General features: G+C 42.0%; 11 protein-coding genes and 1 tRNA gene. 2 read left to right on the top strand and 10 right to left on the bottom strand.

Annotated elements, in window-relative coordinates; all coding sequences use genetic code 11:
• The 6 genes from EWV60_RS00990 to EWV60_RS00965 form a co-directional block, all read right to left on the bottom strand.
• On the bottom strand, positions 1–874 hold an 874-nt coding region (locus EWV60_RS00990), incomplete at its 3' end, for a serine/threonine-protein kinase (RefSeq protein ID WP_287230322.1).
• A gap of 307 nt (positions 875–1,181) precedes the next feature.
• The gene (locus EWV60_RS00985; RefSeq protein WP_287230321.1) at positions 1,182–2,477 is read right to left on the bottom strand and encodes a CO2 hydration protein; all 1,296 of its coding nucleotides are present in this window, start codon (positions 2,475–2,477) and stop codon (positions 1,182–1,184) included.
• A gap of 57 nt (positions 2,478–2,534) precedes the next feature.
• Positions 2,535–4,085, bottom strand: a complete 1,551-nt coding sequence (locus EWV60_RS00980) for an NADH-quinone oxidoreductase subunit M (protein ID WP_287230319.1) — start codon at positions 4,083–4,085, stop codon at positions 2,535–2,537.
• A gap of 78 nt (positions 4,086–4,163) precedes the next feature.
• On the bottom strand, positions 4,164–4,889 hold the full coding sequence (locus EWV60_RS00975; protein ID WP_287230317.1) for a carbonic anhydrase: 726 nt from the start codon (positions 4,887–4,889) through the stop codon (positions 4,164–4,166).
• A gap of 80 nt (positions 4,890–4,969) precedes the next feature.
• Positions 4,970–6,823 carry an NAD(P)H-quinone oxidoreductase subunit F gene (locus EWV60_RS00970; protein ID WP_287230315.1) on the bottom strand — a complete coding sequence of 618 codons (1,854 nt, stop codon included), beginning with the start codon at positions 6,821–6,823 and terminating at the stop codon, positions 4,970–4,972.
• Between the two features lie 46 nt (positions 6,824–6,869).
• Complete coding sequence (locus EWV60_RS00965; protein ID WP_002733390.1) at positions 6,870–7,814, bottom strand: LysR family transcriptional regulator; 945 nt, start codon at positions 7,812–7,814, stop codon at positions 6,870–6,872.
• A gap of 265 nt (positions 7,815–8,079) precedes the next feature.
• Between EWV60_RS00965 and EWV60_RS00960 the strand changes: the two genes are divergently transcribed.
• The gene (locus tag EWV60_RS00960) at positions 8,080–8,790 is read left to right on the top strand and encodes a Uma2 family endonuclease (protein ID WP_016516314.1); all 711 of its coding nucleotides are present in this window, start codon (positions 8,080–8,082) and stop codon (positions 8,788–8,790) included.
• A gap of 258 nt (positions 8,791–9,048) precedes the next feature.
• On the opposite strand, the gene grrM is transcribed toward EWV60_RS00960, so the two are convergent.
• The 4 genes from grrM to EWV60_RS00940 form a co-directional block, all read right to left on the bottom strand.
• Positions 9,049–10,209, bottom strand: a complete 1,161-nt coding sequence (gene grrM / locus EWV60_RS00955) for a cyclophane-forming radical SAM/SPASM peptide maturase GrrM/OscB (RefSeq protein ID WP_002775687.1) — start codon at positions 10,207–10,209, stop codon at positions 9,049–9,051.
• A gap of 186 nt (positions 10,210–10,395) precedes the next feature.
• Positions 10,396–11,517, bottom strand: coding sequence for a murein transglycosylase A (gene mltA / locus EWV60_RS00950; RefSeq protein WP_002775689.1), 1,122 nt, complete (start codon positions 11,515–11,517; stop codon positions 10,396–10,398).
• Positions 11,518–11,593: 76 nt separating this feature from the next.
• The gene (locus EWV60_RS00945) at positions 11,594–12,928 is read right to left on the bottom strand and encodes a hemolysin family protein (RefSeq protein ID WP_002775691.1); all 1,335 of its coding nucleotides are present in this window, start codon (positions 12,926–12,928) and stop codon (positions 11,594–11,596) included.
• A 32-nt stretch (positions 12,929–12,960) separates the two neighbouring features.
• Positions 12,961–13,254 (bottom strand): hypothetical protein, encoded by a 294-nt coding sequence (locus EWV60_RS00940; protein WP_002752521.1) that lies wholly within the window; start codon positions 13,252–13,254, stop codon positions 12,961–12,963.
• Between the two features lie 64 nt (positions 13,255–13,318).
• On the opposite strand from EWV60_RS00940, the gene EWV60_RS00935 reads away from it, so the two are divergent.
• A tRNA-Ile gene (locus EWV60_RS00935) sits at positions 13,319–13,391 on the top strand.
• Positions 13,392–13,727 lie beyond the last annotated feature (336 nt).

Below are 13,727 nucleotides of genomic sequence, written 5' to 3'. Positions count from 1 at the left end.
TTAGGGGTATTGGTGAAACAGGCTTTTTGACTGCTGCCGGTGCTGGTGGAGGTGACGGGGGAGAAGTCCATCCCAGAGGTTGTAAGGCATTTAAAACCTGTTGTGCTGTCCATCTTTGTCTTCTATCTTTTTGCAAACACCCTTCAATAATCTGTTTAAACTCTTTCGGTAAACTGGGGATTTGTAGCTCACAATTTATCACCTTTACCATTAATTGATTATTGTCATTATTAAACTTATAGGGAAGTTGATTAGTGGTCATTTGGATTAACATAATACCTAATGACCACAGATCCCAAGCTGAGGAAATATCACCCCTAAAGGCTTCGGGAGGCATATAAATAATTGTACCGGTATTGTGGACTGTTTGAGTGTGGCTTTTGTTATTTAAGGTTCTAATTAAGCCAAAATCTGCTAACTTGTATTGTTGATTAACCTTGAGGATATTACCCGGTTTTAAATCTCGATGCACTTTATTTTGTCGATGAAGATAATTTAAGCCCTGGGCGACTTGAGCAGTAATATTTGTAATCTCATCCGCTGACAAACTGCCTTTGGCAATGTGATTTTCTAGGCTACCCTGTGCCAATTCCATCACTAAATAAAGCATTTCAGTATTGAGAAAAGTAAATTCCCCCACCGCATAACTCTTAATTAAATTAGGATGTTCTAACTTTCTGGAATTTGTTAACTCAATTAATTTATCATCGCTACTTTCGGGGATAACTTTAATGGCAACTTCTTTGACCGATGTATTTCTGACCATTTCACTAGCATGAAATACACCACCAAAACCACCCGCACCGAGAAATTTATTAAGACGATAGGGGCTTATTTGTTGCCCTTCTAACATCTTCATCATTTGGTCTAGCATAATAATAACTCCTGAATTAGCCAATTTTTACGTTCTGTAACTATCCTATTAAGTGGGTGGTTTTAACGAAGGCAAGAAGCAAAAGCTTTATCGAAATGTGTAATTAATTTTGCTTAGGTACTTAATACTAAATCTGGCTATTAAATACTGATTATTTATTCCCTCGAGTAGAAAACCAGTTTCTCGGAAAAACCCGTTTTCTGTGGGTTACTCAAGGGATTTAGTATTAGTATGACATTGGGTGTCGGTTATCTCATAATCAAAAAAAGGTGGGCGATAAACCCACCAGAAAAATAACCCAAAAACCTTAACGATAATTAGGACTTTGGATATCTCTGAGACGCGCTTCGGGGCGTTTAAATCTGTCCATTTGTGCCTCAAAGAATTGACGATTTTTAAGTAAATGTTTGGGATTAGGATCGTCGAGGGGATAGAGTAAAGCAGTGCGTAGAGCTTGAATAACTGCTGAAGTAACATTATACATCGAGCGCTGGAAACTAATCCCCAATTGAATCAAAATATCATCTTCCCCCCGGCAGTTTTGCTGATAGTAATCAATCAGATATTGGGGTAAAAAATGATACATATCATCCATTAACAAAGTGGGAGGAATTCCCGCAGTACCCACGGGGAAAACATCCGCATAAAGAATGCCATAGTGAAAGTCTTTTTGTTCGTCAGGAACCTGTTTTGCTTGGGCATTATAGGACTTTGTACCCCGGAAGGGAGCAGTACGATAAAAGACCGCTTCCACATAGGGTAAAGCCGCTTCATAAAGCCAAGTAAAAGCCTTTGATTTGGGGATAATTTCGTAGCATTGACCATCAATATAAACGTGATGATAAATCGGCCGGCCAGCGATGGCAAAAATACCATTAACGAGGAAATTCATGGCATCGGGAACACCTTTAAAGCCGCCTTCATCGTAGATATCGGACATCTCGAAAAATACCGGGGCCATCACTTCCCAGAATAGTCCTAAATTAGAGTAGTAGGACATCATCCGCACCTGTTCCAAAAACATATCGGGGAACAGGTCATAAAGTTTCATCATGACGGGATTTTTCTTGAAATAGGCCTTAATAGCGCGGTCGGCATTTTGGCGATATTCTTCTGAATCAAGATAGGCATCAAATAAACCCCAACCCATATCGCGGCCATGCCATAACATGGCTTGCATACAGGCTTCAGCAAATTCCATATTAATGCGATCATGCCAAAGATGATGGATTAATCTGGGCATTTTTCTGGTTTTACCTTGATCCATGAATTCTAACAATTCAGGGTGAGCAGAACCCGTACCGCGCCAGATGCGTAAATCGGCATTATCGCCAGCGTAATGATTTTGTAGGTCTAGGTATTCTTCGGGCAGAAAATATTTAAAAAAGGGCAAAGGATCGAGGAAAACTCGTTCGGCAATATAGAGCAGATCTCGCCAATAAAAATCCATCGGCACGGCATAAGCTTTATAAATGCCGATAATTTGCATCAGGTTTTCGGGAGTATCCGGCAACATGGATCCACCCGCTTCTAAACGATAGATAATGTCGGCGAATTCGTGAGTAGAAGGGGGAATTTTGGCTTTGATTAATGTCCCAGTCATAGTTTTAGGTAAAGTAATTAGCAGCGGTTACAATAATTCGGAAACAGCAAGGGATAACTAACTATTACTCAAAAATTTACCCCGATTCAACCAGTTGGTTTTTGAGGACTTTTGCGGAGATTTTTTGAAGACAAAACTAGGTTTTGCTTCCCCCGATAAGCTGGCAACCATCGAGTTAGTGGTGGGTTCAATCCAACGGACTAAATAATTGGGTTGAATGCCTAAAAAGACGATTAATACCATTAGGACAAAAGCGGGTATAGTTTCCGATTTCAGGACTTTGGGATAGTAGGCAAGTTTATTATCCAATTTACCAAAACAGGTGCGATTAAGCAGGATAACAAAGTAAACCGCCGTTAAACCGGAAGCGATGATACAGAGAACCGTCTGCACGGGAAAACGGGAGAAACTACCCTGAAAAACGATAAATTCCGCCACAAATCCCACTAATCCGGGGATACCAGCACTGGCCATACCGGCGAGAATTAATAGGGCGCTAACCAAGGGTAAACCGCGAATTGGGTTCATTAAACCGTTTAAAACATCTAAATCTCTAGTTCCGGCTTTGCGTTCGACGATGCCCACCAGATAGAATAAGAGGGCGAGAATAAGACCGTGGCTAATCATTTGCGCGACGGCACCAAGGACGCTTAAACCCGTGCCAGCGGCGGCTGCTACCAGTATATAGCCCATGTGACCGATCGAACTGTAGGCCACCATGCGTTTAATGTCTTTTTGGGCAATAGCGCTCAATGCCCCGTAAATAACGCTAATAACGCCGATAATTGCCAGTCCGGGGGCGATTAAAGACCAAGTTTCCGGGAATAATTGCAGACCAAAGCGAACTAAGCCATAAGTACCGAGTTTAGCGAGAATACCACCTAGTAAAATTGCTGTAGCGGGGGAAGCTTCCGTATAGGCATCCGGTAGCCAAGTATGGAGAGGTACGAGGGGGATTTTGATGCCAAATCCCACTAACAGCAGAGTTAAGAGCAGTAACTGGGTTTTTTGGGAGAAATCGGCGGTCGAGAGGGAGGAGTAGTCAAAAGTGCCACCATTGAGGAAACCTATGCCTAAAAATGCCGCTAGGACTAATAATCCGGAGACAGCAGTGTAGAGAAGAAATTTAATCGAAGCATAGCCACGTTTTTCGCCTCCCCAGATAGCAATCATCAGATAAAAGGGGATTAATTCTAGTTCATAGAAAACGATGAACAGCAGCAGGTTTTTGGCCATTAATGCCCCAGAAACCCCAGCGTTAATCAGGAGGATTAGGATGTAATAAAGTCGGGGACGCTCTATTTTTTCTTCGCTACTATAGATAGCTATTCCTGTCAAGAAACAGCTTAAAATAATTAACGGTAAGGACAAACCATCGACTCCGAGGTTATAACTTAAACCGATTGGTTTTGCCCATTCGCGGTATTCAGAAAATTGAAAGCCATTGCTGGTTAAGTTATATTGAGTCAGCAGATATAAAGACCAAAAGAGGACGGCAGCAACAAAAAAGAGGGTAATTTGACGTAATTTTGCTGGGGCAAATTTATCGGGGAAAAGACCGACGATAATTGCTCCAATTATTGGCAACCAAAGCAGGGTACTGAGCATATTGGTATCGATCAAATTTATAATGACTGGGATGAGAAAAGGATTAGCCAAACGACACGATGACTAATCTAGAATTGACTAAATTAAACTCACTTTGCCGGTATCGAGATCGTAGTAAGCACCGACAACTTTTAATTGTTTGCCGTCCACTAATTCACCAATAACTGGGGATTTGCCTAATTTCTCTACTTGATAGACAACATTGGATTTAATTGCTCGCTCAAGTTTGTTAGAACCGGGTTGTTTTTCGGCCCGATCAACTCCCACCTGTAGGCCATCGATTAAACGACCGATTTGTCCGGGGAATCGACCCCCTTCAATGGTGGCTTTTACCGCTCCACAACGAGAATGTCCAAGGACAACAATTACCTTGGCTCCTAACACCAACGTGCCGAATTCGAGGCTACCAATTTCTTCGGAAGTGGCTAAATTTCCCGCTACCCGACACACAAATAGATCTCCTAATCCTTGATCAAAAACGATTTCTGCTGGTACGCGAGAATCGGCACAGCCCAAAATTGCCGCAAAAGGGGCTTGACTTTCGGCCACTTCTGTGAGTCGAGCTTGATCGCGGTTAGGACTTTTTTTTCTTCGTTCCCAGAAACGTTGATTGCCTTCCATGAGCATAGTTAAGGCCTGGTCTGGGTTCAATCCTTGATTTTGAGCCGTTAGCCATGGCTGGGAATTAACAGCAGTTTGGGCGTTACTTTTGGACAACTGAGAACCCAAAACAGAGGCGGCTAGACTGGTTCCCAAAAAACCACCCCCATAACGGATTAATTGGCGACGAGAGGTATTGAACATAGGTAATTGTTTCCATTAATCAGGACAAATCCTATTGTCAGGGCCGGGGATGCTAAAGAAAAGCCTAAGTTATCAAATCTTTAACTGAAAACTAGAGAAATTTGTGCTAGTAGGGGCCAGCAGATGATAATACCAATCAAAGCCACCCCCAAAATAATCGACAGAAAGTAAAATTGGGTCTGTCCTGAGACGTTATATTTCAAACTCTGACCACCAAAAACCGTGGCTAATCCCACCAGATTAACGATGCCATCCACCAGAAAGGTATCGATCCAGTTAATAATTTGCGAGATTAATCCGACGACAAAAACGATGGTGACTTTATACAATTTGGCTGTATAAAGGTCGTTAGCAAAGAAATCTTGAAGGGCTTTCGGTTGAAAAACGATCGGTTTGGAGATATTTTCATTCAGATAAATATATGCTGCCGGAATTACGCCCCCAGCAGTGGAAAGTACCAAGAGAAAAGCAACTCCCAGATTTAAGTTACTTGGTAATAAATGCCATTGCGCTAATAAAATCGGCAGATGAAGGGCGAAACCCATGGTCACAGTCATGGGGATAACTAAGGGCCAAAGAGCTTCCGGAGAGCGCAGGGTCATTGGTTTGATTTTACCGCCAAAGAAAACGCAAAATTCTCTAGTGACACTAAAGGCAGTTAAGGCATTGACCAACAATAGCACTAATAACAGTAAACCACTGATTTCTGCGAGGCGATCGCCCATGCGGGCTAATGACCAAAAACCACCAAAGGGAGGCAGTGCGACTAAACTAGCGGCACCGACGAGATAACAAATACCGGAAACGGGACGACGGGACCATAAACCGCCGTATTGGCTTAAATCTTGGCTGATATTATTCCAAATGATGTTACCCACCACCATGACTAACAGGGACATAGCGATCGCATAAGTCAAGAGTAACACTAAAGCGGTTTGCGTTTGTCCGGTGGCCACAGCGATAAAAATCAGCCCCATGTAGGCGCTGACGGAATAGGAGAGGGAGCGCTTGACATCGATCTGGGCGATCGCAATTAAACCCGCACCGATAGCGGTGACAGAGCCAACAATGATCATCACCTGTAAGGTTAAGGGCGATAATTGTAGCACTGGCTCTAATTTCACCAATAACCAAGCGCCAGTGGAAACGACGACGGTATTCCGCAGAATTGTCGCGGGCATCGGTCCTTCCATGGCCTCATCTAGCCATAAATGCAGGGGAAATTGAGCGCATTTGCCCATTGGACCCGCAATCAGGGCTAAACAGAGTAAATTAGCCACATTGGGGTTTAAATTGGCTGTAGCCGCCCATTCTGCCAATTGGTCAAAGTTCCAGGTTCCCGCCAGGGGTAAAAGGGCCACCACTCCCATCAAGAGGATTAAATCGCCAATCCGTTTGGTTAGAAAAGCATCCCGCGCCCCCGTTACCACCAGAGATTGATTGAACCAGAAACCAATCAGCAGATAAGTGCCGAGGGTGAGAACTTCTAGCACACAATAGCTGAAAAATAGCGAATTACAGATAACTAGGGCGCACATACCCCCTTCAAAGAGGGCGACGAGAGAATAAAACCTTGCCCAACCCCAATCCATTTCTAGATAGGCGATCGCATATACCTGAGCGGCGAGGTTTAAGCCGGTAATTAGCAGTAAAGCCCCGATATTAACGGCCGAAATCTGCACATCTAAAGATATGCTTAAATCTGCGGCATTTAGCCAATTAAATGCTATAGATTGGGGCGGACGACCCCAAACGGCGAGCAAAGCAAAAAGGCTATGCAAAAAAGCCCAGCAGGTCATGATCAAGTTCAGATAACCAGCCGGTCGCGGGCCAGTTTGCCGGATAATACCGGGAGACCAGGGTAGGGCGAGAAGTGCGCCCGCAAAGGCATAAAGAGGTACCAACCAGATAGTCTGGCTGAAGGACTCGAACATATAACCACCTCAAGAAGAAAAATGATCCTGAATTAAAGTTTAAGGTTTAATGGGTCACTAATAGGCTGTGACCATTTTTTAACGGGGCATGAATCGGGATGGCTTGACTAGCTTCCAGCAGGTATTTTAAAAAAGCATCGGCAATCACGGAAAGTTGTTTTCCGGCCAGATAACAAACGTACCAATTGCGCTGAATCGGAAACTGTTCCACGTCGAGGATGGCTAATTCGCCGTTTTCCCCTTCCGAGATGAGAGTGTGCTTAGATAGTACCGATAGTCCCAAACCGCCAGAAATAGCCTGTTTGATGGCCTCGTTACTGCCTAATTCCAAACGCACCTTAACTTTAATATCGTGGAGATTAAATAATTTTTGTACCGCTTGGCGGGTTCCAGATCCCGATTCGCGCATAATAAAAGGTTGATGGTTGAGGCACTCAAGGGGCAGATTTTTCTGGCCCACCAATGGATGATCCCGTCGCGCCACCACCACTAGAGGATTTTCCAGAAAAGACTGAGAACAAAGTTCCACTTCTTCCGGCGGTTGACTGAGAATATAGAGGTCATCCTCGTTATTTAACATTCGCTCTTGCAGTTTCTGGTGATTAGTCACCTGTAGAGCGATGTCGATACCGGGATACTGTTGACAAAATGCCCCCAGTAATCGCGGCACAAAGTATTTAGCGGTAGTAATTACGCCTAAAGTCAGTTTTCCCTGTCTAGTTCCCTTAATATCGGCCACTTTCATCTGAAAGTTGTCCAATTTATTAAAAATCTCTTGACAGGTGAACAGTAATTCCTGACCCGCTTCGGTTAAAAATAAACGTTTGCCAATTTGCTCGAATAGCGGTAAACCCACAGCTTTTGTGAGTTGTTTGACTTGGGTTGAGACGGTAGGTTGAGTGATAAATAACTCCTCGGCCGCCTTGGTGAAGCTACTGTGTCGTGCGGTAGCCTCGAAAACCCTTAACTGGTGCAGGGTTGCCTGTATCAAGTTCTTATCTCCTCCTCAATAATAACTATTTGTCACCATCAATCCTAACGCCTTTATAGATTCTAGTCAATTAACTTTTTGATAAATATAGACTCTAATAGATATAACCACCACTTAAGACCTTTTGTCAGCCATCAGCTTTTTTCTCCCTCCTCCCCACTCCCCCACTCCCCCACTCCCCAATTCATAATTCCTATTCATAATTCATAATTCATAATTATCTTGCTACAATCAAAAAACAACCATCTATTAAAAATAAAAGACAATGGTTAGTTATCTTGATATTGACGACGATCTTCTTTTCCCAGATAGTGATGGTCAACCGATGGCAGATAATACCGAACAATATGAGTGGATTGTCAAAATTAAGGAGAATTTAGAGATTATCTTTGCGGATGACCCTAAGGTGTTTATTGCCGGAGATTTACTCTGGTATCCTCTGCGTTCTACTTTGGTTTCACCGGTTGCTCCCGATGTGATGGTAGCTTTTGGCCGTCCCAAAGGACGGAGGGGTTCCTATCGTCAATGGCAGGAAGAAAATATCGCTCCTCAAGTGGTTTTTGAAATTCTATCACCGAAGAATACAAAAGCAGAGATGAGTCGAAAATTAGAGTTTTATGACACATATAGTGTAGAAGAATACTATTTATATAACCCGATGCGCTGTCGTTTACAAGGTTGGCAAAGACAGGGAGAAAATTTAAGAGAAATTATCCCCATCAATGACTGGATAAGTCCCCGCTTAGGTATGCGTTTTATCTGGGATAAATCTAGTTTAGAATTGTATCGTCCCGATGGAGAAAAATTTTTAACAACTGTTGAGTTAGAGTCTCAAATGCGTCAAGAAAAGAAACGCGCTGATAAAGAAAAGAAACGTGCCGATAAAGAAAAGAAACGTGCCGATAAGGAAAAGAAACGCGCGGATCGACTAGCGGAACGCTTAGAGGCGTTAGGATTAACCTTAGAAGAAGAATAATACCATGCCATTACTTTGGAAAAATGGTATTTAGATTAAGTTTTTTCATAGGTTATTAGTAAACAATAATCAGTGAACTGATAACTGATAAGCCTTATTAAGGGGGGATTAAAGGGGGGACTAAGGGGGGATCGGCACCCCCCTTATCAAGGGGGGCAGGGGGGATCGAACCTAAAATCCATTTTTAATTTAATTATAACCAGCTACTTAACTGATAACTGATAACTGATAAATGTTTACTGATAGCTAAAAAAATCTTTAAACTTCTAATAAATTTTCTAGGCGATCGAGAACGATATCGGTGATACACTTAATCCGGTATAAACAGGCTTTAGTATCTGTGGAGTTGAAAGTGCCATTTTCCCAATACTTGTTACTACCGGCACCACCCCCACAAACCCCAAAATAATCGCATTTTTGGCGACATAAATCGACTCCACCGCGTATATCAGCGTAAATTTTTTGAAATTTCTCGGTTTCACAGATAGATTCTAGGGAATCGCTCAAAACATTACCAAAGATAAAATCACCGTAGGGTTGGGTTTTAATCGATAGTAATTCTGGATCAAAAGTGGAAAAATTACCTTGATTATCAAAATTGACAATCATAAAAGGTCGATTCATATCGGTATTTTCTAAGCGTTCATCGGCATAAATCAAACTACAGATCGATTCAAATTCCCGCAGCTTAAATTCTCCTTGTTTAGCCGTGACTAACTGCCAAAATCTGGCGATAAACTGGCGATAACGTTGTTCAATCCCTAATTTATCTAAGGAAGATTGCGAATGAATCCCCTCGGTTTCTTCCATATTAAAAGCCACATCGGTAAGACCATGATCCCAAAAAAAGTTAAAAATTTCGTCGGGATAGTCGAGGGAATCTTCTGTTAAAACAGCGATGATACTAACATCAATTTCATGTTTTTGCAAGAAAGAAATCCCCCGCATAGTAGCAGCATGACTGCCAGTTCCCTTACGATTTTGCCGGTGGATATCATGAATGAAAGCTGGTCCATCAAGACTGACTCCTACATAAACATCATGCTTTTTAAATAATTGACACCAACCATCGTTAATATAAGTGGCGTTAGTTTGTACCGAATGACGAAAACAATAACCCTGCTGATTATATTTCTCGCTAACTTCTGCAATTTTAGCAAAGGCACTTTCATAAAAACTGATGGGAACTGCTAAGGGTTCGCCTGCGTGCCAGCAAATGGTAAAATTATCTTGGAGAAAACGACTACTAAAAACCCTCTGAAAAATCGGCTCGATTAAATCTAAGGATAAGGTATTTTTTAAATGGCGATCGGGTAAATAACAGTAATCACAATTGAGATTACAAAAAGAAGTCGGCTGCACGACTACTAAAGTAATTGGACCACAATCCGACCAATCTATATTTACGGGTTTTTTCATGATTCTATTGTTTAAATTATCACTTAAGTATGATAACCGATTCTGGGAAGTCTATCTTAATTTTACCTATAGTAGAGCATTTTTCAGTCTGCTGAGGTACAAAAGTTATGGATTTTAGGCAAAAGGCAAGAGGCAAAAGGGAAGAAAAATAGGTGTACATCACTAGCTTAGGAAACGCTATATTTCCTATTCCCTCAATAATAAATAATATAATTGACCCGGAGTATTAATTAAACCGGCTCGCTCGCCAGCATTTTTTCCTGTTCCCATAAAAATATCTACCCTCCCAGTACCTTTAATTGCGCTGCCAGTATCTTGATCGAGAACATAGCGACTCACTAATTTTTTATTAAGATTTTCCTGGGGAATTTCTGTCTCAATTACCGCTAAAGCACCGGGGGGAAAAATACTTTTATCTGTAGCGATCGATCTTTCTGGTAAAACCGGAACTCCAATACTACCAGTGGGAGGCGCACCGTGGGTTTCTCGAAAGAAAATAAACCGATTATTGCGGGGGATATAATTCTTTAATTGCTCAGGATTACTTCTGAGAAAATCCAAAACCATTGGTAAGGTTAAACCCTCAGCAGGAAAAATACCATCGGCAATCATTTCTTTTCCCAGACTTGTGTAGGGATGCTCGGTATTGCCATCAAAACCGATGCTCATAATTTGACCATTAGGTAAACGTAATTTTGCCGAACCTTGCACATGAACTAAATAAGCTTCTAAGCGATCTTTTAACCAGACTAATTCGTATCCCGCTAGACGGCTATTTTCCCCTAGTAAACCATCTTTTCCCTCTAATTCTACCCTAGCTGGATGGGGTTTAGACCAGCGAGAAAAGTTAGTAGGTTGGCGATAGAGAGGATATTTATACTCGGCGTTTTTTTGCCGACTTGCTTGATAAATTGGCTCAAAATAACCAGTAAACTTAACATTTCCCTGACTATCATTACCCAAAGAACGATACCAAATAAATTCTTTTTTAACTGCCTTTTGTAGAGCTGCGGGAGTGGGAGAATTCTGTACTAATTGACGAAAACGTACTAAGGAACGCTGCACTCGCTGACGAGTTATTTCAGGAATAGGATAATTTTGATAGGCGCGGATCGCCGCCGAGCTATTCAGATAACGTAAACTATGATCGATCGCTTGTAGTAGGGTTTTTTTGTCCTTTGGCAGTCGTTCATCGTATCCCGTAGATGTTCCTAATTGTGAGATTTCAAGGCGTTCTAGGGGCAAATTTGCGGGGGTGAGGGCAATTAATCCCAAGCTGAGGGGGAGGAGTGCCAAAAGGTGTTTCATGGTGATAGGAGTGGGCAGCTATTGACGGGATTAACAATCAAGAAGGATCAAGGAGAAAAGTTGTTTCTTATTTATATCATGAGGATAATTGTTGTCGATAAATTTTAATTTGTTCCAAGCGAGGGCCTACCTTAGAAATGATGGTAAATTCTAAATTTTGGTAATATAATTGTTCTCCCACCCTCGGTATTTTTTGCCAATGATGGAGGATAAAACCGGCTAGGGTTTGGTATTCATCGGCCAAGGGTAAGCTTAAATTTAATGCTTTGTTCACGTCCTCTAAATTCATTTGTGCTTGTACGAGAAAAGTTGATTCATCGAGGATTTGGTATTCTAATATTCCTGATTGATCACTAGGGGAAAAAGTTCCCAGAATCTCACCGATTAAATCTTTCAGAGTTAATAAACCGGCTGTTCTGCCAAATTCATCCACAATGATAACCATCTTTAAGGATGATTCCCGCATCACTGTTAGTAATTCATTTAAGGGAGTGGTTTCGGGGAAAAAACGCACAGGTTTCAACCAAGTTTTAATCGGGGTTGTTAAATTTAACTGACCTTCGGCAAGGGGTAAAGCTAAATCTTTAAAATCGATCAGACCACGGATATCATCGCTGGAATCTCCTTCCACAGGATAACAAGAATAGCCGCTGTTAACTACTTGGAGCAATAATTCCTCAAAAGTTGCGGTCGAGGGAATAGCTATTAAACGGTTATGGGGAACCATAATTTCTGAGGCAGTGATTTCGCCAAACTGGAAAACATTGTTTAAGATTTTCCTTTCCGCTGCTTCTAATCCTGTTAATTCCCCTTCCATGCTGATAATTAATTGTAATTCCTCGGAAGTTACCCGACTGGAACGCTGTAGATCCACTTCGGGAATACGGGTTAAAACCAATAAAAAACGAGTTGATTGGTTGAGAATACCGATAAAAGGCTTAAAAATCCGGGAAATAACGCCAATAGGTGCTGCTAATAATCGCGCCATCGGTTCGGCATAAATTAAAGCTAGGGATTTGGGATAAAGTTCCCCAAAAACTATCTGGAGATAGGCAACAATTAAAAAAGCTAGACAAAGAGAGAAACCATGGGAGAGAAGATTTTGCCAGTTTAAAGAAAAGGGTAAAAAACTTAGTAATTTCTTCACAAAAACGGTCATGGTACTCTCCCCGATCCAACCTAAAGCTAAACTAGAAAGGGTGATGCCTAATTGAGTAGTGGAAAGTAAGCGATCGAGACTTCTTTGTAGAGATTGTACCGTCTGCGCTGGCACATCTCCCGCAGCCACTAGCTGACTGACGCGGGTACGACGGACCGACACAAGCGAAAATTCCGCCGCTACGAAAAAAGCATTGAGGACGATTAGTAAAAAGACTAAAATTAAACGAGTCAATAAATCCTGATTATCCATAGCGAAAAGGCAAAATTCGCCTTTTTTAAAGCCTATCCCTTGGTTTCGTTCTTTGATTGCGGTTTGTTTTTCTGTTGTTGCATATAAACTCTCACTCTTTTAATTACTTCTTGTTCTTTCACGGGGATAAAAGTTTGATTGCGACCATAACTGGTGCGATCGTTGGTAAACTTTTTAGCGGGGTTGATATCCGGTTGACTGACTCCCTTCAGGGAGGCGATTCCCAATTGATAGGCTACCCAACCGCTACCGAAACCGGCGGCTAACATGGCTACCATCAAAAGGAGTCCTAACTGCAAGGAGGTGCTGATTGCAAATTTTTTCATCTTGGTGGGGCTGAATTTTCACGTTCAGAGTAATTACCGATCTATAATGAGTTAATAGTATAACCCAGGGTTGGCCGAGCGGTTGAGGCAACGAACTCATAATTCGTGCTAGGCAGGTTCAACTCCTGCACCCTGGATAGTTTTGATCGCTTCAGGCGATCGGGTTTAACTGCACTAGAGTAAGTTATAAGTTAATCTTGTGGCTCTTCTGGTTTCTGTGTGGAAACGGGGTCTATACTGATAGTTTCTTCAGCAAAATAGTCCTAAAAGTCTTTCCCAGTAAGCATTTCATGATTCTATAAGCAAAAATTATCACACAAAGTCGAGAAGAGCCATCTTGTTCTTGTTAGTGCAGAATAGTTACTAATTCTGTACGCAAATATTGCATCTAGAATTAGCTTTGTACGCTTTGACCCGTACTGGGTTAACTACGAACCTCTCTATCGGATTCCCGCTAAAGGCGGCCTCTCCGA

Source organism: Microcystis sp. Msp_OC_L_20101000_S702, assembly GCF_007095705.1.
GTDB lineage: Bacteria > Cyanobacteriota > Cyanobacteriia > Cyanobacteriales > Microcystaceae > Microcystis > Microcystis ichthyoblabe_A.
Note: the sequence above shows the minus strand (reverse complement) of the source record. Positions and strands in the feature narration are given on the sequence as shown.